The sequence below is a fragment of the Collinsella sp. LCP19S3_D3 genome, from assembly GCF_052121455.1.
Lineage (GTDB): Bacteria > Actinomycetota > Coriobacteriia > Coriobacteriales > Coriobacteriaceae > Collinsella.
The window spans coordinates 16,348-42,782 of sequence record NZ_JBQKEF010000001.1 but is presented as its reverse complement, the minus strand read 5'-3'; the positions used below and the strand labels follow the sequence as shown (position 1 = coordinate 42,782).

22 protein-coding genes are annotated in these 26,435 nt (G+C 58.8%); all 22 read right to left on the bottom strand.

Annotated elements, in window-relative coordinates:
* Positions 1-303: 303 nt before the first annotated feature.
* Entirely contained in the window at positions 304-1,332 is a 1,029-nt protein-coding gene (locus ACTQXM_RS00170; protein WP_154517434.1) for an ABC transporter ATP-binding protein, read from the bottom strand.
* Entirely contained in the window at positions 1,333-2,424 is a 1,092-nt protein-coding gene (locus tag ACTQXM_RS00165) for an ABC transporter ATP-binding protein (RefSeq protein WP_154517437.1), read from the bottom strand.
* 2 nt (positions 2,425-2,426) lie between these two features.
* The gene (locus tag ACTQXM_RS00160; RefSeq protein ID WP_370450642.1) at positions 2,427-3,317 is read right to left on the bottom strand and encodes an ABC transporter permease; all 891 of its coding nucleotides are present in this window, start codon (positions 3,315-3,317) and stop codon (positions 2,427-2,429) included.
* A 59-nt stretch (positions 3,318-3,376) separates the two neighbouring features.
* On the bottom strand, positions 3,377-4,414 hold the full coding sequence (locus tag ACTQXM_RS00155) for an ABC transporter permease (RefSeq protein WP_304212150.1): 1,038 nt from the start codon (positions 4,412-4,414) through the stop codon (positions 3,377-3,379).
* 155 nt (positions 4,415-4,569) lie between these two features.
* A complete protein-coding gene (locus ACTQXM_RS00150; protein ID WP_441536736.1) occupies positions 4,570-6,246 on the bottom strand; it encodes a peptide ABC transporter substrate-binding protein in 1,677 nt (558 codons plus the stop codon).
* A gap of 294 nt (positions 6,247-6,540) precedes the next feature.
* Positions 6,541-6,795 (bottom strand): preprotein translocase subunit SecG, encoded by a 255-nt coding sequence (gene secG / locus ACTQXM_RS00145; protein WP_006236144.1) that lies wholly within the window; start codon positions 6,793-6,795, stop codon positions 6,541-6,543.
* Positions 6,796-6,961: 166 nt separating this feature from the next.
* Entirely contained in the window at positions 6,962-8,515 is a 1,554-nt protein-coding gene (gene gpmI, locus ACTQXM_RS00140) for a 2,3-bisphosphoglycerate-independent phosphoglycerate mutase (protein WP_441083173.1), read from the bottom strand.
* 5 nt (positions 8,516-8,520) lie between these two features.
* Positions 8,521-9,288 carry a triose-phosphate isomerase gene (gene tpiA / locus ACTQXM_RS00135; RefSeq protein WP_154517452.1) on the bottom strand — a complete coding sequence of 256 codons (768 nt, stop codon included), beginning with the start codon at positions 9,286-9,288 and terminating at the stop codon, positions 8,521-8,523.
* On the bottom strand, positions 9,281-10,471 hold the full coding sequence (locus ACTQXM_RS00130) for a phosphoglycerate kinase (RefSeq protein ID WP_441536734.1): 1,191 nt from the start codon (positions 10,469-10,471) through the stop codon (positions 9,281-9,283). The genes tpiA and ACTQXM_RS00130 overlap by 8 nt, the downstream gene beginning before the upstream one ends.
* A 140-nt stretch (positions 10,472-10,611) precedes the next feature.
* Entirely contained in the window at positions 10,612-11,637 is a 1,026-nt protein-coding gene (gap, locus tag ACTQXM_RS00125; protein ID WP_441536732.1) for a type I glyceraldehyde-3-phosphate dehydrogenase, read from the bottom strand.
* Positions 11,638-11,830: 193 nt separating this feature from the next.
* Entirely contained in the window at positions 11,831-12,760 is a 930-nt protein-coding gene (whiA, locus tag ACTQXM_RS00120) for a DNA-binding protein WhiA (RefSeq protein ID WP_441048567.1), read from the bottom strand.
* Positions 12,761-12,766: 6 nt separating this feature from the next.
* Positions 12,767-13,687 carry an RNase adapter RapZ gene (gene rapZ, locus ACTQXM_RS00115; RefSeq protein WP_427718645.1) on the bottom strand — a complete coding sequence of 307 codons (921 nt, stop codon included), beginning with the start codon at positions 13,685-13,687 and terminating at the stop codon, positions 12,767-12,769.
* A 99-nt stretch (positions 13,688-13,786) separates the two neighbouring features.
* Positions 13,787-14,473 carry an N-acetylmannosamine-6-phosphate 2-epimerase gene (locus ACTQXM_RS00110; RefSeq protein WP_154517496.1) on the bottom strand — a complete coding sequence of 229 codons (687 nt, stop codon included), beginning with the start codon at positions 14,471-14,473 and terminating at the stop codon, positions 13,787-13,789.
* Positions 14,474-14,543: 70 nt separating this feature from the next.
* Entirely contained in the window at positions 14,544-15,509 is a 966-nt protein-coding gene (locus ACTQXM_RS00105; protein ID WP_427728775.1) for an ROK family protein, read from the bottom strand.
* A gap of 170 nt (positions 15,510-15,679) precedes the next feature.
* The gene (locus ACTQXM_RS00100; RefSeq protein ID WP_427718650.1) at positions 15,680-16,600 is read right to left on the bottom strand and encodes a dihydrodipicolinate synthase family protein; all 921 of its coding nucleotides are present in this window, start codon (positions 16,598-16,600) and stop codon (positions 15,680-15,682) included.
* Positions 16,601-16,668: 68 nt separating this feature from the next.
* Positions 16,669-17,520 (bottom strand): acetylxylan esterase, encoded by an 852-nt coding sequence (locus ACTQXM_RS00095; protein WP_427795962.1) that lies wholly within the window; start codon positions 17,518-17,520, stop codon positions 16,669-16,671.
* A complete protein-coding gene (locus tag ACTQXM_RS00090; protein WP_427728772.1) occupies positions 17,513-18,490 on the bottom strand; it encodes an acetylxylan esterase in 978 nt (325 codons plus the stop codon). Before ACTQXM_RS00090 ends, ACTQXM_RS00095 begins: the two co-directional genes overlap by 8 nt.
* An 80-nt stretch (positions 18,491-18,570) precedes the next feature.
* On the bottom strand, positions 18,571-19,398 hold the full coding sequence (locus tag ACTQXM_RS00085) for an ABC transporter ATP-binding protein (RefSeq protein ID WP_154517508.1): 828 nt from the start codon (positions 19,396-19,398) through the stop codon (positions 18,571-18,573).
* Positions 19,399-21,414 carry a dipeptide/oligopeptide/nickel ABC transporter permease/ATP-binding protein gene (locus tag ACTQXM_RS00080; protein ID WP_154517511.1) on the bottom strand — a complete coding sequence of 672 codons (2,016 nt, stop codon included), beginning with the start codon at positions 21,412-21,414 and terminating at the stop codon, positions 19,399-19,401. It abuts the gene before it with no gap.
* Positions 21,415-21,417: 3 nt separating this feature from the next.
* Complete coding sequence (locus tag ACTQXM_RS00075) at positions 21,418-22,374, bottom strand: ABC transporter permease (protein ID WP_370450641.1); 957 nt, start codon at positions 22,372-22,374, stop codon at positions 21,418-21,420.
* Between the two features lie 157 nt (positions 22,375-22,531).
* Positions 22,532-24,139 carry an ABC transporter substrate-binding protein gene (locus ACTQXM_RS00070; RefSeq protein WP_441536728.1) on the bottom strand — a complete coding sequence of 536 codons (1,608 nt, stop codon included), beginning with the start codon at positions 24,137-24,139 and terminating at the stop codon, positions 22,532-22,534.
* 364 nt (positions 24,140-24,503) lie between these two features.
* Positions 24,504-26,390, bottom strand: coding sequence for an excinuclease ABC subunit UvrC (gene uvrC / locus ACTQXM_RS00065; protein ID WP_441536851.1), 1,887 nt, complete (start codon positions 26,388-26,390; stop codon positions 24,504-24,506).
* Between the last annotated feature and the right edge of the window lie 45 nt (positions 26,391-26,435).

Below are 26,435 nucleotides of genomic sequence, written 5' to 3'. Positions count from 1 at the left end.
ATTCTCAAACATATACTGGGGCTGATGCTAATTTGGTGGCTCGGCTTTGCCGAGCCCATATATAAGGAGGCCGGAGCTAAAGCTCCGGCCTCGCTCAATTTCTTATTAGATTAAGTGAGCGATCAAGGAATCGCCCCCCCTGCAGTGGTAACACAGGGCCCGTACTGGACTTAGTTTTCAGAACATTCCGCAGACCAGGAAACCCCCTTATCCGCAGCTCCGAAGGAGCAGGATAAGGGGGTTTCCATGGTCGAGGACGTTCTGAAAACTAAGTCCAGCACGGGCCCGAACGATAACAACCGACTACAGGTCGATGTGCGATTCCTTGATCGGGAACGGCTCGGCGAAGTGGCAGGCGCAGCAGTGGCCCGGTGCGACTTCCCTAAACTCGGGAAGCTTCTCGGAGCAGATGCCCTGCGCGATCGGGCAGCGCGTGTGGAAACGGCAGCCAGTCGGCGGATCCAGCGGTGACGGCGGATCGCCGGCGAGGATGATGCGCTTACGGGACTTTTGGATATCCGGATCGGGAACCGGCACGGCAGACAGCAGCGACTGCGTATACGGGTGGTGAGGCTCGCTATAGAGCGTCTTCCAGTCAGAAACCTCGACCACCTTACCCAGATACATAACGGCAACGCGATCGGAGATGTGCTGAACGACGGACAGGTCGTGGGCGATAAACAGATACGCCGTACCAAACTTGTCCTGGAGTTCCTTAAGCAGGTTCAGAACCTGGGCCTGAATGGACACATCCAGAGCGGATACCGGCTCGTCACAGATAATCAGCTTGGGCTTCAGCGCAAAAGCGCGGGCAATGCCGACACGCTGACGCTGGCCACCCGAGAACTCATGAGGATAGCGGTTGATGTGCTCGGGGTTCAGTCCGACAACGTCGAGAAGCTCGCGGACGCGCTCAATGCGCTCCTCCTTGGTTCCCACGCCGTGAATGGTCATGGGTTCGGAGACGATCTCGCCGATGGTCATGCGAGGATTCAGCGAGGCATAAGGATCCTGGAAGATAAACTGCATCTCGCGACGCATATCCTTGATCTCATGCTTGCTCATTTCGGCAACATCTTTACCCTGGAAGAACACCTTACCGGCGGTCGGCTTGGTCAGGCGCATGATGGTGCGACCCGTAGTGGACTTACCGCAACCAGACTCACCAACCAGACCAAAGGTCTCACCAGGATAAATCTCAAAAGAGATGTCGTTTACAGCAGAGACGACGCGCTTGGAAAAACGCTTGGCGAACATGCCGGACTCTGCGGGGAACTCCTTAGAGAGGTGCTCGACCTTCAGTAGCGGAGTGCGCTCGTTATTGTCTGCCATTTACGCCTCGCCTCCCTTCTTGGAATCCTTACGCGTGCGGGACGTCTCAGGGGCGTTCTTGAGGAACTCGGGGTCACCGGAATAATGGCACGCAGAATAGTGGCCGGACTCGGTGACAAAACGCTCGGGGCGCTGCTTGCGGCACTTATCGGTCGCATAGGGGCAACGAGGCGAGAACACGCAACCCTCGGGCAGGTTCATGAGCGAAGGCGGGTTGCCGTGAATCGGCGTAAGCGGCTTCTTCTCATCGATGGCCTGCTCCGGGATGGAGCGAATCAGGCCCCAGGTATAGGGGTGACGGCTCTCGTAGAAGATTTCCTCAGCAGTACCGAACTCGACGGGACGGCCGGCGTACATAACCATGATCTTGTCGGCCATATCGGCGACAACACCCAGGTCATGGGTAATCATGATGATGGCGTTGCCGTTCTTCTCCTGCATTTCCTGCATAAGCTCAATAATCTGAGCCTGAATGGTAACGTCCAGGGCAGTCGTGGGCTCGTCGGCAATCAGAATATCGGGATCGCAGGCAAGGGCCATGGCAATCATGACGCGCTGACGCATACCACCAGAAAACTGGTGCGGATACTCATTGACGCGTTTCTCGGGCTCGGGAATGCCAACGAGGTCCAAAAGCTCGGTGGCGCGCTTGAGCGCCTCCTGCTTGGAGTAGCCACGGTGCAGACGAAGGCCCTCACCCACCTGCTTGCCGATCTTATAGACCGGGTTCAAGGAAGTCATAGGATCCTGGAAGATCATCGCGATATCGTTGCCACGAATGTGCTGCATCTCTTCCTCGGTCATCTCGAGGATAGAACGACCGCGATAGCGAACGTCACCGCCCTCAATCTTTCCCGGAGGCATCGAGATAAGACCCATGATGGTCATGGCGGTCACGGACTTACCGGAGCCGGACTCACCGACGACACCCAGGGTCTCGCCACGATCGAGCGTGTAGGACACACCATCGACAGCGCGAACGACGCCATCCTCGGTGTGGAAATACATCTTAAGGTCATCAACCTCGAGCAGATGCTGGCCCTCGGGAACCGGCTGGTCCTTCAGGTCCACATAGTTCTTGTTCTTCTTCATCCTTATGCGTCCTTCATCTTGACGTCGAGGGCGTCGCGCAGACCGTCACCCAGCAGGGTGAAGGCGAGCACCGTCGAGAGAATTGCCAGACCGGGCATGATCATCATCCAGGGAGCAGTCAGAAGATACTGCTGGCCGTCCTGAATCATGGAGCCCCACGAAGGCGTAGGCGGAATAACGCCCATGCCGAGGAAGGACAGAGCGGACTCGGTCAGAATGGCGCCACCAATGTTCATAGTCGCGTAGACCACGATGGAGGCAACGGAGTTCGGGAAGATGTGACGCACGACGATACGAGCATCAGATGCACCCATCGCGCGCGCAGCGTCAACATAGTCGTTTTCCTTGACCGTCAAGATCGCGGATCGGAAGACGCGCGCAATCGAAGGCCAGCCAAGAATACCGATGGCGATAAAGACGTTCTGAAGACCACGGCCGATAACGGCGATCATGGCGACAACGAACAGCACGTACGGGAACGCAAGGAAGATGTCCGCACAGCGCATGATGATCGTATCCCAGATGCCGCCGTAGAAACCGGCCAGAGCGCCCATGACCAGACCAATCACCGTGGAGATCGCAGTGGCCATAATGCCGACGGACAGCGAAACGCGTGCACCGTAGATAACGCGGACGAGAATGTCACGGCCAAGGGAGTCGGTGCCAAACGGGTGCTCTGCACACGGAGCCAGCAGCGACGTCTCGGCCATGGTGGTCGAATCGGAAGCCGTCGGCGAACCGAGCCAGGGCTTAGCCCACAGATCTGCGGTCAAGGCAACCACAACGACGATAATGATCCAGCAGACACCGATAACGGCGAGCTTGTTCTTACGAAGACGCTTAAAAGCGTCGCCCCACAGCGTGCGAGACTTGGCGGGAGCAGATGCGGCCATGGTGGCGGTAGCCTGCTCCTGAGACTGAGAATCAGTTTCCTGCATGAGACGTACCTCCCTTAGGCCTTATCCGACGGACCGCCAAGGCGGATGCGCGGGTCGAGGAATGCATAGCTAATGTCGACGAGCAGGTTGATCACCATGACGACGACGACGATGAGCGTAACGCCGCCCATAACGATGGGCCAGTCACGCATGCTAATGGCGCGATAGACCTCATAGCCGATACCGGGCCAGTTAAAAACCGTCTCGGTCAGGATGGCGCCCGAAAGCATGGCACCAAAGTCGACACCAATATAGGTAACGACGGGGATGAGTGCATTCTTAAGCGCATGCTTGATGATGATCGCGCGATTGGAGAGACCCTTGGCCTTTGCCGTACGGATGTAATCCTGGCTCATGACGTCAAGCAGCTGCGAGCGCATAATGCGGGCGGCATAAGCGGTCGAAACCGAAGCCAGCGTAATGGTCGGAAGCACATAGTGCATCCAATCCTGATACTGAGAACTGGAACCACCGGCACCCGAGATCGGCATGGAGAATGCACCGCCCGTGGCGTCCTTGAGAATGACGCCAAAGAACAGCTGCAGCAACATACCGAGCCAGAAGGCCGGGACGGCAACGAGGATCGACGTGGTGAGCGTTACCAAAATATCCCAGAAGGAATAACGCTTTACCGCCGAAATGATACCCGCACCGATACCCATGATTGCCTCGAGTACGATGGCGCACGCGGCAAGTTTGACCGTATACGGATACTTCTGGGCAAAGATTTCCGTAACCGGCAGCTTGCGCTGATAGGAATTACCCAGATCGCCATGAAGCAGGCCGTTCATGTAATACAAGTAACGGTCCACGAGCGACGTTTGAACGGGGTCGCCGTTCTCGTCAAGGATCGCGTTGCCGTCCTCGTCCGATTGGACCAGGTGATAGCGGACGCGAAGCTGAAGCTCCACCTCGGGGGACAGAGCCTTGTCTCCACCGATCAGCTTGATCGGGTCTCCCGGCACGATATTCTGGAGGGCGAACAGAATCAGCGTAACGCCCAAAAATACCGGGATGAACTGAAGCACACGTTTAACGATGTACTTACCCATACCACTCCCCTATCTAGGGATTAACCTAAATGGGATGCCGATCGCCAGACCGGCATCCCAAAATTACCATCAGCCAGTTTACCCCAGGTTAGGGGGAACTGTATGTTTCCCATGAGGTCTACGTAAAAACTTGACCCTCACCAAAGCTGCAAATCTTATGCGAGCTCAGCGGTACCCAGATCAGCATGCTTCTGCGGATCAACATAGAGGTGCTTGATGCGGTCGGAACCAGCGAGGGTGTGCGTGTAGAACATCAGCGGGATGACCGGGCAGTCAGCAGCGACGATTGCGTCGGCCTCCTGCATCTTAGCGACGCGCTCTTCGTCGTCAATCGTGGTACGGGCCTCGTCGACCTTGGCGTCGAACTCGGGGTTGTTGTAACCAGAACGGTTGTCGCCACCGAGGGAGTCGGAGTGGAACAGCGGATACAGGAAGTTGTCCATGATCGGGTAGTCGGCAATCCAGCCCAGACGACCGAACTGATAGTTGAGGTTCTGATACTGTTCGAGCAGGGCAGACCACTCGGGGGTATCGGAGACGGCGTTGACGCCCACCTTGGCGAGGTCGCCGATGATGGACTCCATGATCTCCTTGTGGCCACCGTCCTGGTTGTAGGACAGAGTCACGTTAATGCCACGGTCACCGTTGGCGTCGGCAGGAGCAACCTTGTCGAGGTACTCGTTAGCCTTGTCGACGTCATAGGCGCAGAACTCCCATGCGCCCTCCTTGTAGCCATCGATGCCCGGAGGAACAATGCCGTCAGCGGGGGTGCGGGTACCCTTGAAGATGGTCTTGCAGATGGCCTCACGGTTGATGGCCAGGGAGATACCCTTACGCAGATCGGCGTTGTTGAACGGCTCGGCCGTGGTGTTGCAGGTCAGGTAGTAGGTGGAAGGCTCGGCACCGAGCAGCATGCGCTCGCCGTCGCCCATGGTGTAGCCGTCCTTGGACTCGCCGCGATCCTTCTTGGCGGCGTCGATCTGAGCAACGGGAACGTCGCAGATGTCAAGGTTACCGGCCTGGAACTCCTTGTAAGCGGTCTCCACGTCCTTGATGACCTGGAAGTGGATGCCATCGATTTTGGCCTTGTCGCCATAGTAATCGTCGAACTTCTTGAGGTTGATCTCCTGACCATCCTCCCACTTGCCGTCCATCATGAACGGGCCGTTACCGATCGGGGCAAGGTAGAAGCTCTTGACATCGGACTCGGCGCACTCGGGAACCGGGGACAGAGCCGGATGAGAGGCGACGAAGGGGAAGTCGGCGTAAGCGGAAGTCAGCTTGACGACGAGGGTCTCATCGTCAGGGCAGGTAACACCGCTGAGCTCAGTAGTGTTACCGGCAAGCAGATCGTCATAGCCCTCGACCATGGAAAGGTGATAGGAGACCTCGGAAGGACCATACTCTTGAGCGACAGCGGACTTGGTGCTGACCAGACGCTCCCAACCGAGCTTGAAGGACTTGGAGGTAACGTCATCACCGTTGTGGAACTTGGCCTTCTTGATCTTGAAGGTAAACTCGGTGGCGTCGTCGTTGGCCTCGAAGGACTCGCAAGCCAGCGGAACGATCTCGCCCTTCTCGGCGTCATAAGAGGTCAGAGCGTCAAAGAGCTGGTACTCGACCTGAGTGCCCTGGTCCTCCTGGACATTGTAGGGGTCGATGCAGACCGGGTTATTGATGTAGAAGTTCAGCGTCGAACCGGACTCAGAACCGGAAGCGTCGCCGCCCTTCTTGCCGCATGCGGCAAGAAAAGCCATGGAGCTCGCAGCAAGGGTACCGCCGACAAAGGCTCGACGACCCATAACGGGCTGGTGGAACATAAAATCAGCCATGCCATCCTCCTTATGAGATAGGACAAAGAAACGTTCAGTCGGACATATGTCGAGACAATCCGATCCGAACTATCGAAACGCCGCCCGTTGCTATGGCTGGTTATGCACAACAGGCCAACGTTTTCAATACAGTAGCGCATTTTATGCACGGTTTGGGGCTAATTCCGGTTAACGGTCGAGAATTTCTTTAGTTGGGCGCAGTATGTGGTGATATTCTGGCTCTGTTACAAGTCTGTAAACAAAAAGGGCCCCGCACCTGCGGAACCCTTTTCAATTATTTTATGCGGCTCGTGCTTAGTAGCCCACGATGCCCTGCGGGAAGAAAAACATGCAGAGCACGACGCACACGGCAAACACGACAGCCATGATGACGGTCAGGCGGTCAAGGTTCTGCTCCATAACGCCCGTGGCAGAGCTGGAGTTATACAGCGAGCTGGCAATCATATCCGAAACGCCGGTGCCCTTACCGGAATGCATCAGGACGAGAATCGTCAGCGCCACGGCAGAGACAGCCCAAACTACAAACAGCAGAATCTGAAACGGACCCATAGAGAAGCTCCTTAATAGAACAATTCAAACTCTAGTACTGTACCACAACCCCCGACACTCCCCACCTGCCATTTGGGGACGAGGTAGAAATGGCAGAAATACCAAAAAAAGGGGGGTTGCCCGAATATGGTCAACCCCCTTGCAAAGAAACGCTTGGCGTTTTCTCTTAGGCCTCGGTCGCGAGCACGCGGCCCGTCATCTCGGCGGAAGGCTCCAGACCAGCCATGGTGAGCATAGTCGGGGCGATATCGGAAAGTCGACCGTCCTCGATACCGGTGAGCTGTGCCTTCTCATCAACGATGATGAACGGCACGCGGTTGGTGGTGTGAGCCGTAAACGGATGCTTGGAACCGTCGGAAGCAACGTCAAACATGTGATCGGCGTTGCCGTGGTCGGCGGTAATCAGCGCAAAGCCGCCCTTAGCGAGAATCGCCGGGACAACCTTGGACAGGGCATCGTCAACAGCCTCGACGGCCTTAACGGCCGCGTCGAAGACACCGGTGTGACCAACCATGTCGCAGTTCGCGAAGTTCACGATGTAGAAATCAGCGCGGTCCTCGTTGATGGCAGCGACGAGCTTCTCGGTAACCTCGGGAGCGCTCATCTCGGGCTGCAAATCGTAGGTAGCAACCTTGGGGGAAGCGACGAGCACGCGCTCCTCGCCCTCCTTGGGCTCCTCGATGCCGCCGTTAAGGAAGAACGTCACGTGGGCGTACTTCTCGGTCTCGGCGGTGTGCAGCTGCTTCAGGCCATTGGCTGCGATTACGTCGGCCAGAACGTTCTCGGGGAACGTCTTGGGGAAGGCGACCTCGACGTCAAACGTCGGATCGTATTCGGTCATCGTCACAAAGTGCGAGAGCTTGATCTGCTCGCGCTCAAAGCCGTCGAACTCCTTGTCCGTGAACACGCGGGTCATCTGACGAGCGCGGTCGGGACGGAAGTTGAAGAAGATGGCCGCGTCGCCCTCGTGGATGCCCTCGTTGTGGGCAGCGAACGGCTCAACGAACTCATCGCCGCGCGGATCCTTCTCGTAGTAGGCCTTGATACCGGCAACGGGGTCGGTATCGGCATCGGACGCATTGACCATGACGTCGTAGGCGCGCTCGATGCGCTCCCAACGGTTGTCGCGGTCCATGGCCCAATAACGGCCCGAGACGGTAGCAACGCGAGCGTCGCAACCAGTCTCCTCGGAGATCTTGGCCAGGAAGGCGCAGAACTCGCTCATGTAGCCGGCACCGGACTGCGGATCGACGTCGCGGCCATCCATAAAGGCGTGAACGCGAACGGTCTTAATGCCATACTGGGCAGCCATCTTGACCAGGGCCTCGACATGGTTCATGTGAGAATGAACACCGCCGGGGCTCATGAGGCCCATGAGGTGCAGGGTCTTGCCCTCGGTCTTGACGTCATCCATAGCCTTGACGAAAACCTCGTTCTTGGCGATGGAGCCGTCCTTGATGGCGTTGTTGATGCGCGAAAGCTCCTGAAACACGATGCGGCCGGCACCGATGTTGAGGTGACCCACCTCGGAGTTGCCCATCTGGCCGTCGGGAAGGCCCACGTCCTCGCCCGAAGCACCGAGCGTGGTGTGAGGATACTTCTCGTACAGGCTATCGAGGAAGGGCGTCTTGGCGGCAGCGACGGCGTTCTCGCCGTCGGCCGGAGCCAAGCCGCAGCCATCCATGATGATTAGGAGTGCAGGAAGATGACGCTGTGCCATATGCCCTACTCGCCTGCCTTGACGACCATAGAGGCGAAGTCGGCAGCCTTGAGCGAAGCGCCGCCCACGAGGGCGCCGTCAACGTCGGGCTTGGCAACAAGCTCGGCGATGTTGGCGGGCTTGGCGGAGCCACCATAAAGAACGCGGATGCCGTTGGCGAGCTCCTCGCCGAACATCTCCTTGAGGGTCTCACGGATAGCGCCGCAGACCTCCTGAGCGTCCTCGGCGGTAGCGGTCTTGCCGGTGCCGATGGCCCAGATGGGCTCGTAGGCGACGACGACCTGCTTGGGGCAGGTGATCTCAAGACCCTCGAGACCAGCCTTGACCTGGTTCACGACATGCTCGACATAGGTGCCGGCCTCGCGAACCTCAAGGGACTCACCGCAGCAGAAGACGGGCACAAGACCGGCGGCAACGAGAGCCTTAGCCTTCTTGTTCTGGTCCTCATCGGTCTCGTGGAAGTAGTCACGACGCTCGGAGTGGCCGATGATGCAGTAGGTGCAGCCAGCGGACTTGAGCATGTCGCAAGAGGACTCACCGGTGAAGGCACCCTTGGCCTCCCAGTACACGTTCTGTGCACCGAGGGCGATGGGGGCAGCCTGAATGCGGTCATGAACCGTAGTAATGTCGATGGTCGGAGGGCAGACGAGCACCTCGACGCCAGCCGGCACCTCGGGCAGAGCCTGGGCCAGCTCGTCGGCGAGCTTGGCAGCCTCGGCGACGTCGTTGTTCATCTTCCAGTTACCAGCGATAAGAAGGGTGCGATTAGGCATCGAGAAGCGCCTCCACTCCGGGCAGGGCCTTACCCTCGACGAGCTCCATGGAAGCGCCACCGCCGGTGGAGATCCAGCTCATCTTGTCGGCCAGGTTAAACTTGTTGACGGCTGCGACGGAATCGCCACCGCCGATGATCGAGGTGCAATCAGCCTCGGCGACAGCCTCGGCGATAGCCTGGGTGCCGTGAGCGAAGTTGTCGAACTCAAAGACGCCCATGGGGCCATTCCAGAATACGGTCTTGGCGCCCTTGACGGCCTCGGCGTAGAGCTCCTCGGTCTTGGGGCCGATGTCCATGCCCTCACGGTCGTCGGGGATAGCGTCGGAAGCGACAACCTCGGGGACAGCGTCCTCGCCAAAGTGGTCGGCAACACGGTTGTCGATGGGGAGCAGGATCTTGACGCCCTTCTCCTCGGCCTTCTTGAGCATCTCGCCAGCGCGCTCGACCCAGTCCTCTTCCTTGAGGGACTGACCGACGGTCATGCCCTGAGCCAGGAAGAAGGTATAGGCCATGCCGCCACCGATAATCAGGGTGTCGGCGGAGTCGATAAGGTGATCGAGAACGCCGATCTTGGAGGAAACCTTGGAACCGCCGACGATGGCGACGAAGGGACGCTCGGGCTCGGCGAAGATACCGGTCAGCGTGTCGACCTCCTTCTCCAGAAGGAAGCCAGCGACTGCGGGCAGGTAAGCGGCGGGACCCACGACGGAACCCTGGGCGCGGTGAGCGGTACCGAAGGCGTCGAGGACGAAGACGTCGCCATAGGAAGCGAGGGTCTTGGCGATCTCGGGATCGTTCTTCTTCTCACGCTTGTCAAAACGGACGTTCTCGAGAACGAGGACCTTGCCCGGCTCGACGGCGGCGACGGCCGCGGCGGCCTTCTCGCCATAAGTGTCGGCGACAAAAGCAACATCGAGACCAGAGAGCTCGGCGAGCTTCTTGGCGACGGGCTCGAGGGAAAGCTCAGGCTGGAAGCCGGTGCCCTCGGGACGGCCGAGGTGGCTCATGAGGATAACGCGAGCATTGTGCTCAACGAGATAGTTGATGGTGGGCAGGGCAGCCTTGATACGGGTGGTGTCGCCAACGACGCCATCCTTGATAGGCACGTTGAAGTCAACGCGGACGAGAACGCGCTTGCCGTCGACATCGATGTCGCGGACGGTCTTCTTGGTAAAGGCCATGTTTGCTTCTACCTTTCGTACGTGTCTGCCTCCCATTACGGCAGACGATTTCTTATAAAAAGGGCGCGACCTTAGGGTGTAAGCCCTATAAGGCCGCGCCCTTTTTTAGACGCTCAACGAGCTATTCGCTAAAAGCTAAATTAAGCAACGAACTTCTCGAAGTACTTGATGGTGCGGACCATCTGAGAGGTGTAGGAGTTCTCGTTGTCGTACCAAGAGGTAACCTGAACGAGGGTCTGGCCGTTGCCGAGGTCAGAGCACATGGTCTGAGTGGCGTCGAAGATGGAGCCATGGGTCTCGCCGATGATATCGGTGGAGACGATGTCGTCCTCGTTGTAAGCGAAGGTCTCGGAGATGGTGGCAGCGTAGGCCTTCATAGCGGCGTTGACCTCGTCGGCGGTAACCTTCTTGTCAACGACAGCGTAGAGGTTGGTGAGGGAGCCGGTCGGCGTCGGGACGCGCTGGGCGGCACCGATGAGCTTACCGTTGAGCTCGGGGAGAACCAGGCCGATAGCCTTGGCAGCACCGGTGGTGTTGGGGACGATGTTGACGGCGCAGGCGCGGCTACGACGCTTGTTGCCCTTGCGCTGCGGGCCGTCGAGCGGCATCTGGTCGCCAGTCCAGGCGTGAATGGTGGTCATGATGCCGGACACGATGGGAGCGAAGTCGTTCAGACCCTTGGCCATCGGGGCGAGGCAGTTGGTGGTGCAGGAAGCAGCGGAGATGATGTTGTCCTCAGCGGTCAGCGTCTCATGGTTGACGTTGTACACGATGGTGGGCAGATCGCTGCCGGCCGGAGCGGAGATGACGACCTTCTTGGCACCAGCGTTGATGTGGGCCTGAGCCTTAGCCTTGCTGGTGTAGAAGCCAGTGCACTCGAGAACGACGTCGACGTCGAGGTCGCCCCAAGGCAGGTTGTTGGCGTCGGCCTCCTTGTAGATCTTGATCTCCTTGCCGTCAACGGAGATGGAATCCTCGCCAGCGACGACCTCGTGATCGCGAGCATAGTTGCCCTGCGTGGAGTCGTACTTCAGCAGGTAAGCGAGCATATCGGGAGAGGTGAGGTCGTTGATAGCGACGATCTCGGAGCCCTCATGACCGAACATCTGACGGAAGGCCAGACGACCGATGCGACCGAAGCCGTTAATAGCAACCTTTACTGCCATTGTGTCTCCTTTCGTAAGGCCCCCGCAAGCTACAGCGCCCGCCGTTGAGGCCCACAAACTAACCACTCGCCTAATATACCTTTTTTTTGACTTGAATTTCACGAGAATGCTCGAAATTGAAAATCAAATTTGCTTTAAAACGTTTTAAAGCATAAAACAGCAGTTCAAGTACTATATAAACTGCCGCTTTAAACTACCTGTTCGCTTCAATGAGCTTTTCAAGACGCAAAACACGGTGATATAGGGCCGACTTTGACAAAGGAGGGTCGGCCATCTCCCCCAAATCTCGCAGTGAGAGATCGGGATAGCGCTCACGTAAGTCACAAAAGGCCGCCAAGGCATCCGGGAGCACATCGCGCATGCCGCGTCGCTCAAGCTCCTCGATAAGCGCGAGCTGATGTTGGGCAGCGCCGGCGCTTCTCGTCTGGTTGGCCAGCTCAGCATTCACGCGACGATTTACGTCGTTTTTCACCAACTTGACCGCACGGGCTTCCTCGATTTCGGCAACGCTGCGCTTGGCACCAATCAATTTGAGCAAATGCTCAATCTCCTCGGCGCTCTTGATGTACACGGCATATGATCCTCGCCGGGCGTTGACGCGTGCATGAACCCCGACCTGCCCCAACAGGTCGCAAAGCCCCTTGGCGTATTGTTCGCCCTGCACCGCAATCTCCAGGTGAAAATCGCCACGCGGGTCTGCCACAAAGCCGCCGGCAATCAAAGCGCCGCGAATGTAGGCGAGCCTGCAGCAGGGCCGGGCGACGATATGGCGCGGCACACCGGCGACGAGCCCTCCCCTGCGGTCGAGAATGCCCAGCAGAACCAAAGCCTTATCGAGGTCGGGCTGGTCGGGCAAGGTGATGAGATAGTTTCGCACCTTATGCAAGACCGACTTGCGAACGGTAAACTCCGTTTTGAGCTTGAGGATGCGGTGCGTCAGCGTAATCATCGTGCGTGCAACGGCACCCGTCTCGGTCGCAACCGTCAAACGGTACCGACCAGAGCCCGCCAGCGAAAGCGTGCCACTCACACGTGTAAGAGCGGCAAGTGTCGACAGATCGCAATATTCACATTCGGGTTCGCAGCGCGCAAGCTCGTCACGCACCTCGGCGGTAAACGACATTCAAACCTATGCTTTCGTGTTGGCACGCGACAAGTCGCGGTGAGAAATGCTCACGTGATACTGAGCACCTTCCAGGTATCGGGCCGTAGCCTCTGCAATGGCAACGCTGCGGTGCTGGCCGCCCGTACAGCCGATGGCAATGGAAAGCTGCGGCTTGCCCTCCGCGATATAACCCGGCATGACCGTATCGAGCAACTGCGTCCAAACCTTCCAGAACTCCTGCGTCTTGGGATGGTCCAGGACAAAGTCGGAGACCTTCTTATCGAGGCCGGTCAACGTGCGCATCTCGGGGTCGTAGAATGGATTAGGCAGGAAGCGAACATCGATCATGATGTCTGCCTCGACGGGCATACCATGCTTAAAGCCAAATGAGAAGACGTGGACGTCCATGAGCTGCTGGTCGGACAGCTCTGAAAAAGCCGCACGCAGCTTATTGCGTAAAGCAGAGGTACGAAGGCGGCTCGTATCGATGATCATATCGGCTCGGTCGCGCACGCCCTGGAGTTGTAAACGCTCGCGCTGGATGGCGTCGGCCGTTGTCTCCCCCGGCTTCGCAATGGGATGGCGGCGGCGGTTTTCGCTGTAGCGGCGAATCAGCACCTCATCAGATGCATCGAGAAACACAATGTCACAGCTCATCTCGCGCTCTTCCAAGGCGGCAACGGCGTCAAGCAGCTCATCAAACAGGCCTTGGCTGCGAAGGTCACAGGTAACAGCAAGATGTCTACCCACACCCGTATTGATGCCAACAAGCTCTGCGAGCTGCGCAATCAGGCGCGGAGGCAGGTTGTCGATACAAAAATAGCCCATGTCCTCAAACACATGCATGGCTTGCGTTCGGCCCGATCCGGACATTCCGGTGATGATGACGATATCGGGAATGCGCTCCGTGCGCTCCGCCGCATCCATGGCATCTCCCTTTTGCATGTGCTGCCTCCTAAAATAAGCGCAGGACCCGGCCAGCGGATCCCGCGCGATCAATTGCCTTAGTTGAGTATACCGCCCCAAGCGGATACGAGGCCCGTCTTACGCCTCAAGCGCAGCCTTGAACCAACTCGTAATACTTGTGGGGTGCGTAATGGCAGTGCCAACGACAACGGCCCAGGCGCCGGCGTCAATCGCGGCGCGAGCCTCCTCGGGCGTATGCACACGACCCTCGCAAATAATGGGAAGACCGGGGAACTCCTCGGTTGCCTGGCGCAAAAGCGGCAGGTCGGGGCCGTCTGCCATGGTGCAATCGATGGCGGCGACGCCATGCGAAAGCGTAGTGGAAACCAAATCGAAGCCCATGTCGACCGCGCGGCGGATATCCTCGATCGTGGCGCAGTCCGCCATCAGAAGCACGCCCTCCTCGTGCAGCGGACGAAAAGTGTCCTCGAGCGACTTGCCATCGGGGCGCGGACGATCGGTGGCGTCAATCGCCACGATGTCAGCACCGGCAGCAACGCAGGCGCGGGCGTGACGCAGCGTCGGCGTGATGTAAACGCCCTCGTGTCCATCCTTCCACAGGCCGATAACAGGAACCTCACAACGACCCTTAATGGCAGCAATGTCGGCAAGGCCCTGGCAACGAATGGCGGCGGCGCCACCGAGTTCGCAAGCGCGAGACATTTGAGCCATGGTCTCGGGCGTACGAAGCGGCTCGCCCATATACGCCTGAACGCTCACGATGAGCTTACCCTTCAGGGATTGAATTAAAGGATCGACGGTCATAAGGCTATAACCTTTCTCAGAACAGCCTCCCGAGGCGTGTCGTCTCGGGAGGCTCCTACAGCAGATACATTTACTTTAACGAGGCAAGAAGATGCTCGGCGGCACCGATAAGCGGTGCGTCGCCCTCCAGAGAACCGATGAGGATCGGCGTGTCCTGAAGTGGATCGAGCGCTTGGCTGGCATAGCCCTCGTGTACCGAATCCTTCCACGTCTGCGAACGCCAATCGGGTCCCTGGTGAATTACGCCACCCGAAAGCACGATGACCTCTGGATCCAGAATGTTGGCGAGCGAGCCCAAGCTAGCGCCCAATGCAAAGCCGGCATCGTGGATGACCTCGGTCGCCTTTGCGTCACCCGCGCGGCACAGGTCGTTCACGTCGCGGCCAACCGAGGGACGGCTGGGGTCAACACGACCGAAGCGCTCGTCGTACATGCGCCCAATCGACGTACCCGAAGCCACCGACTCCAGATGGCCGGAACGCCCGCAGGCGCAGGGAATGCCGGCGGCAGCCGAGCACTCGATGTGGCCCATATGGCCGGCAGCACCATGGAAGCCCTGCATCACGCGGCCGTTCTCGACATATGCGCCTCCGATACCCGTACCAATGCCCAGACACAAGACGGAGAACTTGCCCTTGCCGACGCCCCAATGGGCCTCACCCAGAGCATGAGCCTGCACGTCGCCTACAACGGCAACGGGAAGACCGAGGTCCTCGCGCAGACGCGGCCCCAACTGAACGCCGGACCAGCCGGGCATGATCTCGTTGGCATACGCGATGGCGCCCGTCTTGGGATCGACGACGCCAGCGGCACCGATACCGACGCCAAGGACCTCGACATCGGGATTCGCCTCGAGAGCGGCCTTGATGGACGCCTCGATACGCTGGAAGACGGCCTCACCGCCCTCTTGGGCCTCGGTGGGAACCTCAGCCTCAAATACGGGATGGGGCACGCCGCCATCAGCCGGATATTCCATAATGGCGGTCGCAATCTTGGTGCCACCGATATCAACGGAGCAGATGTACTTGTTCTCCATGTCGCTCTCCTTAGGAGATAAAAACAACTACAGGAAATAAAGGCGGTGTTATCGCCGCAGCTTGCTAAAGGCTTCCCGAGTGCCCGGGGTTGGGGTGAAAGCGGTCGGGCATTGACCTAATGGGTCACGCTCGATCGCTTGAACCCCAAGATCGGGTGCCCGGGAAAGCTTTACAGGAGACCGTTGTCCTGGAGGACCTTCCTAATCGCCTCGACGTTCTCGCCGGTCATGGCCTTCACCGGGCGCGGCATGGTCGGGCTGTCGAAAATGCCCATGAGGTTCATAGCGGTCTTGAAGGCGCCAACGCCACCGGCATAGCCCTGGACGCCCGAGGTGACGTCCCAGATGTGCGAAATCTCATTGAGGCGATCCTGCTCGGCTTTGACGGTAGCCCAGTCACCAGCCTGGGCGGCCTTCCACTGACGCACGTAGCCCTCGGGCTCAACGTTGGCGAGACCCGGGACAGAGCCGTCGGCGCCACCAAGGTAGGCACCGTCGACGACGACCTCATGGCCGGTGAGGATGCTCATCGGATGGCCGTTCTTCTCGTTCTCCTGAACGAGGTAGCGGAACGAGACGTCGTCACCCGAGGAATCCTTGACGCCAGCAAGGACGCCCTCGGCGCCGAGCTTTGCAAGGAGCTTCCAGGGGAGCTTGGTGTGAACGCACACGGGAATGTCATAGGCAAAGATGGGCAGGTCGAGCTCCTCGTGCAGGATGCGGAAATGCTCCTCGACCTCGGTCATGCCCTGCAGGGCATAGAACGGGCAGGTGGCGACGAGCGCATCGGCGCCCAGCTCCTGAGCAACCTTACCGTGCTCAATCATGCGCTCGGTCTCGGTATCGATGATGCCGACCAGAACAGGAACGCGGTGGTCGACGATTCGAACGGCCTCGGCGATGATCTGTCGACGACGCTCGTCGGTGGAGAAAACGACCTCACCCGAAGAGCCCAGGAAGAACAGGCCATCGACGCCGGCGTCGATCATGCGGTTGATGCTGCGCTCAAAGGAGGCAACGTCGAGCTGGTGATCTTCGGTATCGGGAACAACGACGGGAGGAATAACGCCGGTGAATTTCTGAGTTGCCACAAGAATCTCCTTAGTTGTCTGGCGGGTGGCCCTATGCCGCCCACTCTTGTTGGCAGTGTCCAGGCCGTCTAGGCCAAAGAACACAGATAGAACGCTTGGTTAAAGAAGTCGACGACTTCGTTTTCGAACGCATTGATGCGTTCGTGAGCATATTTGGCATAGATAATATGCCTCCGGTCACACTCAAGACCGTTGAATACGGCAAACTGGCCCTTGGGATCGCTCACGGCATCCATGAGCGATGTACCCATGAGTACCGATCCGCGCACCCGAGACGACAGCGCTTCGAGGCCGCCGGGAAGCGGATTGGCAACCGCCGTGCAGGCAAGGCCCCGCTCGTCTAGAGCAGAAACCGCCAGCGCGACTCCACCGCCAAGGCCCTCGCCCCATGCAAAGATGCGGTCGGGGTCCATGCCATCAAGATTGCGCGCGACCTTTGCCATTGCACAGCCCCAGCGGACGCGTTCAACAAAAACGGGCGAGGTAACCCCCTGCTGCAGCTCGCTGAGCCCAATCACATCGTCGTCCAGCGCAAGCACGGCATATCCCATGGCGGCAAACCTCGTCATGTGATGCCATCCACGTACGGGTCGGTCGATGTCATGAAACATCAGGCATAGCGGCACAAGCTCGGATGCCCGGGCACAACCTGAGGGCTCAATCAAACGGCCGTGTACGACTTCCCCGGCAAGTTCAAAGGAAACCTCGGAGTAGCGCGCGCACGGATTGGCGAAATCAATCGCCGTGACAGTCAGTCCGCAAACCTCAAGGTCCGAAGCGGCTGCCTCCAACTCGGAAACATCCGCCAAGGCATCGCCGCGCCAATCACGGAAATCGGAGAGCCTTGACGAAACCGTCCCAGAGATCCCCGCAAGCTCGGGGTCAATCAGCTCATTGACATTGCTCTCGCACTTAGACATGAGCCTCCCCTTCCTTGCAGAAAAACGGAATGATCAGATCGTCAAAATCCTGAATCTCCTCGTGGCCAAAGCCCTCAAAGAACTCATGGCGCTTCTCACAGGTCAGGTTATTGTAGACCGCAAACTGCGTCGCCGGTGGACAGACGATATCAGCCGTTCCCGTGCCAAACAGCACGGGGCATTTGACCATGGGGGCAAAGTTCTTGGAATCGAAATACGCCAGCTTGGCATAGGCCTCGTCAATACGAGTCGAGTCCTCGTCAAACCAGCGAGACCAATAGCGCAGGCCCTCGTAGGCAATGTCGTCGGCATCCAAATCCCAGACCAGGCGGAAATCCGACAGGAAAGGATAGAGGATGGCGGCACGATTGATAAGCTCGCTGTTAAGCGCGCAGGTCGCAATGCCCAAGCCACCGCCCTGCGACGCACCGTTCACAAAAACACGGGCAAGATCGATGCCCTCGAGCTCGCGAACAATGCGACACAGAATGCGGATATCCTGATGCAAGCGTACGTAGTAGAGATTGGCCGGGTCGCCGTCGATACCGGCAACGATATGCCCGGCAACCGTTGTGCCTTCAAATCCACCAATATCCTCGGAGGGGCCACCCTGACCGGGGCAGTCGAGGGCGACAAGTGCCATGCCCATACCCGCAAACGACGCCTGCTCGAACCAGCTGCGACTTGCGCCCGGATAGCCGTGGAACTGTAGCACCAGCGGCACGGACTCGTCCGAAACCGGCTTGAGATACTTGGCATGCAGGCGGGCGCCACACATGCCGGTATACCAGAGGTCAAAAAACTGGCAGGTCGCAGCATCGGCAATCGATGCCGCCTCGACCGAATAGTCGATCTCGACGGCGTCAGCCTCGGCCATGCGGTCGTTCCAAAAGAGATCGAAATCTGATGGACGAGGCATGGCGCCCCGATAACCACCAAATTGCTGTTGTAGCTCCTGAGCGCTTGGCATGGCTCGTGAACCCAACCTTTCGAAATCGCAACGAGGGTGCGCCCGGCAAGGGAGCCGGGCGCACAGGAGGGAAAGCGAACCTACTCGCCAAGCTTGGGGTGCAGCAGCGACGGCGCAGCACCGAGCAGCATCTTGGTGTAGGGGTCCTGCGGGTTCTGGAAGACCTGCTTGGCCTCGCCCTGCTCGACGATCTTGCCGCCGTTCATGACGATGATGTCGTCAGAGATGTAGCGGACCGTCTGGATGTCATGGCTAATGAACACCATGGCCAGGCCGAGCTCCTTCTTAAGATCGGTCAGCAGGTTGAGGATCTGCGCGCGGACCGAAACGTCCAGAGCCGAGGTGGGCTCGTCGGCGATGATGGCGTCAGGGTTCAACGACAGGGCACGGGCAATTGCCACGCGCTGGCGCTGACCGCCCGAAAGCTGGCCGGGAAGAACCTCGGCGGCAGAGCTGGGCAGACCGGTGAGCTCCAGGAGTTCCTTAACGCGTTTCTCCTGCTCGGCCTCGGTACCCAGGTTGTGGACGCGCATGGGATCGAGCAGCTGCTCACGAACGACCATGCGAGGGTTGAGTGCCGTCGCGGGGTTCTGGAACACGACCGAGATGACGCGGCCCATGTGACGACGATCCTCGGCAGTACGCTTGGTGACGTCCTTGCCCTTAAAGTAGACCTTGCCACTCGTGGGGGCCTGCAGGCCGCACATGACATTAGCAGTGGTGGACTTGCCGCAACCGGACTCGCCGACGATGCCGATCGTCTGACCGGGCATGAGCTTAATGGTCACGCCTTGGACGGCATGAACCAGATTGGGGTGCAGGATCGAACCGGTACGGGTCCTAAAGGTGACGTGGACATCGTCAAGGAAGATAATCGGCTCGACGCCGTTGACCGCAGTCTCGCTCATCTACATCACCTCCGCATGAGGGGTCAAACCATTTGCCTTGAGCACCTCATCGGGGAGCTCGGAATAGAAGTGCTCGGTGCCGGGCACGCGCTTGAAGACCGGACGGGTGTCCAGGCCGATGTGCGGATGGCTTGAGCGGGGCGCGAAGCGATCACCCTTGGGGAAATCGCGCGGGCTGGGGACGGCGCCGGGCACCTGGTGCAGGCGGCCCGAACCGCTCTCGATGGACAGAACGGAACCCAGAAGACCGCGGGTGTACTCGTGAATCGGGTTGGTGAGCAGCTCCTTGGTGGGCGCCTGCTCGATAACCTGACCGGCGTACATAACCGTGATGTTATGGGCGACCTCGGCGACCAACGCCAGGTCATGCGAAACGAAGATCATGGCAAAGCCGAGCTTGGCCTGAAGATCGTTGAGCAGCTTAATGACCTGCTTTTGGACGGTAACGTCCAGAGCGGTCGTGGGCTCGTCGCAGATGACCAGCTTGGGGTCGCGGGTAAGGGCCATAGCGATCAGAACGCGTTGACGCTGTCCACCGGAAAGCTCGTGCGGATAGCTCTCGAGCGTGCGCTTGGGATCGAGGCCGACGAGCTCCAGGAGCTCCTCGGCGCTGCGGGTGCCGCCGCGCTTGGTGAGCTGCTTCATCTGGGCGGAGATGAGCATAGAGGGGTTGAGCGAGGACAGGGCGTCCTGATAGACCATGGCGATATCGGTACCGCGCAGGCCGAACCACTCCTTCTTGCTCATCTTGAGCAGGTCACGACCCTCCCAGAGGACCTCGCCGGAAAGATGCTCGTCCTCATCGGTCAGGCCCATGATGGCCAGCGTGGTGATGGACTTACCGCAGCCGGACTCGCCTACCAGGCCCATGGTCTGGCCGGGACGAACGTCAAAGTTGACATGGTCAACCACGTTGATATCACCGTGGTGCTCAAACTGGATGCAGAAATCGCGGACCGAAAGAATCGGCTCAACGGACTCATCGGGCACATGGCGGTCGTTACGCTTGAGCTCGACATCGCGCAGGGCGCCAAGACGGGCGGACAGGGACTGGGCCTGCTCCTTGTAGGCGCGAACGGGGTCGGAGACCAGCAGGTCGGCCTCGCGGCGCTTGGAGGAATCGGTCGGATCCAGGGCGGCGGAAGGAGCAGCGGCCATAGCGTCGGTAATGCCCTCGGAGAGGATGTTGAGCGCCAGGCAGGTGATCATGATGGCCAGACCCGGGAACAGCGCCTGCCACCAACGACCGGCGAGCACGCCACCGCGGGCGTCGGCGAGGATGTTGCCCCACGTAGCAGTGGGCTCCTGGATGCCAGCGCCGATAAAGGTCAGCGAAGCCTCGAAGATGATGGCGTCGGCGACCAGGGTAACGGTGAAGACCATGATCGGGGCAATGCAGTTACGAAGAACGTGCTTGATCAGAATCCACGGAGCCTTGGCGCCGGAGACGATGACCGCGCGGACATAGTCCTCACCGTACTCGGATACGATGTTGGCACGCACGATACGGGCGATCTGCGGGGTGTACATAAAGCCGATCGCAAAGATAATCGACGGCACGGAGTTGCCCAGGATGGAAACGAAGACGGCTGCGAGGGCGATACCCGGGACAGACATGATGATGTCCAGGATGCGCATAATCGTCTCGGAGACGGCCTTGCGCGAAACCGCAGCAAGAGCACCGACAACGGAGCCACAGACCAGAGCCATAGCGGTAGCACCAAAGCCGATGATCAGCGAGTAACGGCCACCGTAGAGCATACGCGAAAGGATGTCACGGCCCTTGTCGTCGGTTCCGAAGATAAACCCGTTGCCGGGAGCCTGGCGAGCCGTAAAGATCTCGACCGGGCTATAGGGGGCAAGCAGGGGGGCAAGAATCGCAGTCAGGGCGACCAGCACCAGCACGATGGCGGCAATCTTAGAAGACAGCGTCATCTTCTTCCAGCCACCGAGCTTGAGCCCCTTGGAGGCAGCCTTCTCGAGCTGCTCGGTTTGCTTCTCTCGAATCTTTACCATAATCTACACCGTCCTGATGCGCGGGTTGATGAGCAGGTAGAGCATGTCAACCACGATGTTGATGATGATGAAGGCAAGAGCAACGACGATGACGACGCCCTGAACCAGGTTCGCCTCGTTGCCCTGAACGCCCTGCAGGATCGCAGTGCCCATGCCGGGGAGGTTGAAGATGACCTCGATGACGACGGCGCCGCCCATGAGATAGCCAATCTTAAGACCGAGGGTGGTGACCGGGGTGATCAGCGCGTTGCGAAGAACGTTGATGCCGACGACGACCTTCTCGGGAACGCCGGCGCCGCGAGCCATACGGACATAGTCCTTGTCGAGCTCCTCGACCATGGCGGTACGCACGATACGAGTCATCTGACCCGTCAGCGGAAATGCCAAGGCGATGGCGGGCATGATCATGCGTCCCAGATAGCCAGCCGGATTCGTGGTGAAGTGCGGCAGGGCACCCGATGCCGGGAGTACCTTAAGGTAGGAGGAGAACAGCAGGATCAACAGAACGGCAAGCCAGAACGACGGGGTTGCCAAGCCGGCGATGGAAAAGACGCGGATCACTTGGTCCGGCCATTTATCGCGATACAGTGCCGCGATGACGCCGAGCAAAAACGATACGACCGCACCGATGGCAAGACCGATGAAGGTCAGCTGCATCGTGACGGGTAGGGCCGTGGAGATGCGCTTGGCAACGGAGTTGCGAGCAGCACCATAGGTGCCCATGTCGCCATGGATCAAATTGCCCATATAGCGCACGTAGCGCACGGGCCAGGGGTCGTCCAGACCATACTTCTCATGGTACTCGGCAACCGCCTCGGGCGAGGCACCGTCACCCAACGCCGTGTAGGCGGGGTCGGTCTTGGAGAACGACATAAGGAAGAACACCAGGACGGTGACGCCCAATGCCATGATCGGCAGCGCCACGAGACGCCTTCCAATCAAACGTAGAAAGTTGTTCACGTTCTCTCCCCTTTCTTTTGTCGGTAGGACCAACTGGTATATGAGTACGGACACTCATTACAAGACCCGAGCGACATCGTTGCCGCCCGGGTCTTTGTTTCAACTATGAGGATACGGTCCCAACGGCCGACATCCTGCATATAGACTCAAGCGAGTCTTACGCCTTGACGGTCGCGACGCCCTTAAAGGACATGCTCGTCGTGCCGATGCCCTTGAAGCCATCGAGGGCCTCGCCGTTGGGCGCAGTGGACGGGTCGTTCCAGGAAGCGGAGACGGTCTTAACGTGGACAACGGGGTACAGAACGGCGTTGTCGGCGATGATGTCGAAGCACTCGTTCCACTTCTTCTGCTGCTCGTCGCCCTCGGCGGCAAGAGCCTCGTCCATAAGGCCGTGGAGCTTCTGCCACTCAGCGGACTCCTTCCACGGGCAACGGGTCTGCATCCAGACGTTGTCGCCGTACCACCAGTTGAGCAGCAGGTCGGGGTCTGCGCCGAAGCAGGAAGGATCGCCAGGGGCAAGGAGGATATCGTAGGCCTCGCCGCCGTCGATGGCAGCATAGGTGGCCGGCGAAGTATCGGTCTGGATGGTCACATCGAAGCCGAGAGCGTCGAGGTCGTTCTTGACCTGGGCAGCCATACCCTTGATCTGCTCGTTATCGGTGGTGCGCAGGGTAATGGCGCCCGGGGTGATACCGGACTCCTCGATAAGCTTCTTGGCCTTCTTGGCGTCGGTCTTGTACACCGTGGAGGCCTCATGATAGTTGGTGAAGCTCTTGGGCAGGTAGCAGCTGGCAGCGGTAGCAAGGCCGGCGAAGGTGTTGCTGATCATCTTCTCGGTGTCGAGCGCATACATGACAGCCTGACGGACCTTGACGTCGTTCCAAGGCTCCTTGGCGACGTTGAACATGATGAAGCGGGTGCCGAAGCCCTGGACGTTGTCGATCTTGCAGCCGGCGCCCTCGAGCTGGTCGACGGCATCAGCGGTAACGAGCTCCATGACGAGCGTGGAGCCTTCCTGCTGAGCGGTGACGCGAGCGGTGGGGTCGGTCAGGATGCTGTACTGGATCTTCTTATCCTCGGCAGCATACTCACCGTTGTACTCGGGGTTGGGAACCAGGGTGATCTCGGTATCGGAGATAGAATCGTACATCCAGGGGCCGGAGCCGATCGGCTGCTTGGCGCGATCCTCCTCGCTCTGAGCGGCAGGAGTAACGCGAATGATGGCCAGACGATCCTTGAGCAGGGAGAAGTTGGGGACCTTGGTCTTGACCGTCACGGTGCTGGCGTCCTTGGCCTCGATGGACTCGAAAGGCTGGAAGAACGGAGCGTAGGTGGCAGAAGCGGCGCAAGCGGTGTAGGAGGCGACGACGTCGTCAGCGGTAACCTCGGTGCCATCGGAGAATTTGGCGCCCTTGCGGATGGTGACCTCGAAGGTGGTGTCGTCCACGGACTTGGGATCATCGGTGGCGAGCTCGTTGAAAGTGCTGTAGTCGTGGTAATCGATGCCGTAGAGGCCCTCGACGACGTGCCAGTTAGCGCCCAGGCCCACGGCGGAGCCGGTGCTGGCGGGGTCGAAGCTGGACGGAGCGTAAGCGGAACCGGCGGTGATCACGCCGCCGCCACGGTTGGCGGAATCGGCGGGAGCGGAACCCTCGTAGCTAGAGCTGCCACCGCAGCCAGTGAGACCAAAGCCGGCGACAGCAGCGACGCTGCCGGTGAGGCCAAGGAACGAACGCCTGGACATACCCTTATTGATGATGGCCATGTCTTCTCCTATCAATAGAGAATCTTACCCGGGGGCACCTAAACTTGCCCCCGCGCAACTTGCGGACGATATATACCTTACCTACCGACAAACCCAACTGAGGTGCCGCGCTCGGCGACCGATACATACATACGCTTGAACGGTATTTACTACCGTTCACCGAATTCGTTGACAAACGATACAGCAGACAGTATGTATCGGCGAGGTGAGATATCAGTCTTCGTCAACCCGCAGGATAGCAGGGTTTTCGCTTGGGTTAGTCAAACGTTTTAGCGTTAATAAAACCCGAAACCAGCAGGCAATCATGGCGAAATAAATGGTTGAAAATCGCGCAATCATGTATATCAGTTGTTTAGGCTCGTGTTTAGCTATCGGAGTGGCCAGCCGCGGCCTCGGCGCGCTCGGCATTCCATGCAACGAGCGCCTCGTGGACCGCCTTGGCAACATCGGCAGGTATGCCGCGAACTTCCGCGATCTCTTGCACACTCGCCGCGCGCAACCGCTTCATCGAGCCAAAATGGCGCATAATTGCACGTTTTCTAGTGGGTCCCACGCCTGGAACGTCATCGAGTACCGAAACCGTCATGGCTTTATCGCGCAATTCGCGATGGAACGTGATGGCAAAACGGTGCGATTCGTCGCGCACCTGCTTGATGAGATAGAGCGACGCAGACCCGGTCGGAAGTACGACAGGAGTCTCGTCCCAAGGCACGAAAACCTCCTCATCGGCCTTTGCCAAACCACAAACTGGTATATCGAGCCCAAGGGCCTCAAGTTGCTTAATTGCAGCCGTCAATTGCGGCTTGCCGCCGTCGACAACGAGCAAATCGGGGCGCGAGCCAAAACGTTCGTCGGTCATCCGCTCGGGAGCATAGCGACGCCCCAAAACCTCGGACATCGAAACGAAGTCGTTCGCCTCGTCCAATTCGGCCTGGATTTTAAAGCGGCGGTACTGGCTCTTGTCGGCGTGGCCGTTGGTAAACACCACCATCGAGGCGACCGTAAAGGTGCCATGAAGCGTAGAGATATCGAAGCACTCGATTCGCATTGGCGGCGCAGGTAGCGCCAAGGCGCTCTCAAGCTCCAGGAGCGCTCGATTGGTGCGATCGTCGGCGTATCCCGTGCGCATCATATAACGCATGAGGGCATGACGCGCATTTTTAGATGCCATATCGAGCAACCGGTGTTTTTCGCCGCGCTGAGGCCTATGGAAATGACAGGAACGCTTGCGCTTGTCCGAAAGCCACTCCCCTAGCGCCTCCGCATCCTCAAGCTCGACGGAAAGGTTCACCTCGGCTGGAATATCAGCCGTCTCGTCGTAATAGCGCTTGAGAAAGCCCGACTGAAGCTCCTCTTCATCGACATCCAGGCCCTTATCGAGAATGAACTCACAGGTTCGAACCGTTCGCCCCTCGCGCACAACAAACACGCAGGCGGCCGAAATGGTCTCTTCTCGATAGAAACCAATCACATCGAGATCGACACTCGACGGAAAAACGACCTGCTGTCGGTCGTCCAGGCCCCTAATAACTTCCAAGCGACGCTTGACGCGCGCCGCCCGCTCAAAATCGAGCGCTTCGGCGGCGTCCGTCATCTCGGATGTAAGCTCATCAACGACATCTTTACGATGGCCCGACAAAAATCGCTCGACGCGTTTAACGTTTTTAGCATAGTCGGCTGGAGAGATCGCACCGACGCATGCCCCCGGGCCGCGGCCAACATGGAAGTCAAAGCAGGGACGCCCGTTTTGAGCGCAAATCATATTGACGATATCTTCTTCGCCCTTGTGGGACTCGACGATACGGCGGCATCGACGCCATTCCGCACAAGAAGCCGAGCAGATCGGGATTACCTTGCGCAGCGTATCAATGGTCTCGCGCGCCGCGCGGCTGTCGGTGTAGGGACCAAAATAACGCGTTCCCGGCTTATGACGCTCACGAGTATATTTAATAGCTGGGAACAGATCGCTCTTGGTGATAGCGATAAAGGGATAGCTCTTATCGTCCTTAAGGTCGACATTAAAGTACGGATGGTATTGACCGATCAGGTTGCGCTCGAGCACCAGCGCCTCGTGCTCGTTCTCGACAACGATATAGTCAAAGCTCGCAACCAGCTGCATCATCAGTGGAATCTTTTGGCGCTCGTCCTGCAGCGTCACATATTGACGCATGCGCGAGCGCAGATTTTTAGCCTTGCCAACGTAAATGACATCGCCCTTGGCATCTTTCCAAAGGTAGCAGCCAGGCTGCATGGGCACACGCGAAACCTGTTCGGCAAGCGTTGGAATGTTGTCATG

Bases quoted from the DNA above. Each gene is read 5' to 3' on its own strand.
- ACTQXM_RS00130 (WP_441536734.1), bottom strand. From the start codon at position 10,471: ATGGCCTTTACCAAGAAGACCGTCCGCGACATCGATGTCGACGGCAAG.
- secG (WP_006236144.1), bottom strand. From the start codon at position 6,795: ATGGGTCCGTTTCAGATTCTGCTGTTTGTAGTTTGGGCTGTCTCTGCC.
- tpiA (WP_154517452.1), bottom strand. From the start codon at position 9,288: ATGCCTAATCGCACCCTTCTTATCGCTGGTAACTGGAAGATGAACAAC.
- ACTQXM_RS00085 (WP_154517508.1), bottom strand. From the start codon at position 19,398: ATGAGCGAGACTGCGGTCAACGGCGTCGAGCCGATTATCTTCCTTGAC.
- rapZ (WP_427718645.1), bottom strand. From the start codon at position 13,687: ATGCAAAAGGGAGATGCCATGGATGCGGCGGAGCGCACGGAGCGCATT.
- whiA (WP_441048567.1), bottom strand. From the start codon at position 12,760: ATGTCGTTTACCGCCGAGGTGCGTGACGAGCTTGCGCGCTGCGAACCC.
- ACTQXM_RS00160 (WP_370450642.1), bottom strand. From the start codon at position 3,317: ATGGCCGCATCTGCTCCCGCCAAGTCTCGCACGCTGTGGGGCGACGCT.
- ACTQXM_RS00090 (WP_427728772.1), bottom strand. From the start codon at position 18,490: ATGCCAAGCGCTCAGGAGCTACAACAGCAATTTGGTGGTTATCGGGGC.
- gpmI (WP_441083173.1), bottom strand. From the start codon at position 8,515: ATGGCACAGCGTCATCTTCCTGCACTCCTAATCATCATGGATGGCTGC.
- ACTQXM_RS00110 (WP_154517496.1), bottom strand. From the start codon at position 14,473: ATGACCGTCGATCCTTTAATTCAATCCCTGAAGGGTAAGCTCATCGTG.
- ACTQXM_RS00105 (WP_427728775.1), bottom strand. From the start codon at position 15,509: ATGGAGAACAAGTACATCTGCTCCGTTGATATCGGTGGCACCAAGATT.
- ACTQXM_RS00155 (WP_304212150.1), bottom strand. From the start codon at position 4,414: ATGGGTAAGTACATCGTTAAACGTGTGCTTCAGTTCATCCCGGTATTT.
- ACTQXM_RS00095 (WP_427795962.1), bottom strand. From the start codon at position 17,520: ATGTCTAAGTGCGAGAGCAATGTCAATGAGCTGATTGACCCCGAGCTT.
- gap (WP_441536732.1), bottom strand. From the start codon at position 11,637: ATGGCAGTAAAGGTTGCTATTAACGGCTTCGGTCGCATCGGTCGTCTG.
- ACTQXM_RS00170 (WP_154517434.1), bottom strand. From the start codon at position 1,332: ATGGCAGACAATAACGAGCGCACTCCGCTACTGAAGGTCGAGCACCTC.
- uvrC (WP_441536851.1), bottom strand. From the start codon at position 26,390: ATGCAGCCTGGCTGCTACCTTTGGAAAGATGCCAAGGGCGATGTCATT.
- ACTQXM_RS00070 (WP_441536728.1), bottom strand. From the start codon at position 24,139: ATGGCCATCATCAATAAGGGTATGTCCAGGCGTTCGTTCCTTGGCCTC.
- ACTQXM_RS00165 (WP_154517437.1), bottom strand. From the start codon at position 2,424: ATGAAGAAGAACAAGAACTATGTGGACCTGAAGGACCAGCCGGTTCCC.
- ACTQXM_RS00150 (WP_441536736.1), bottom strand. From the start codon at position 6,246: ATGGCTGATTTTATGTTCCACCAGCCCGTTATGGGTCGTCGAGCCTTT.
- ACTQXM_RS00080 (WP_154517511.1), bottom strand. From the start codon at position 21,414: ATGGTAAAGATTCGAGAGAAGCAAACCGAGCAGCTCGAGAAGGCTGCC.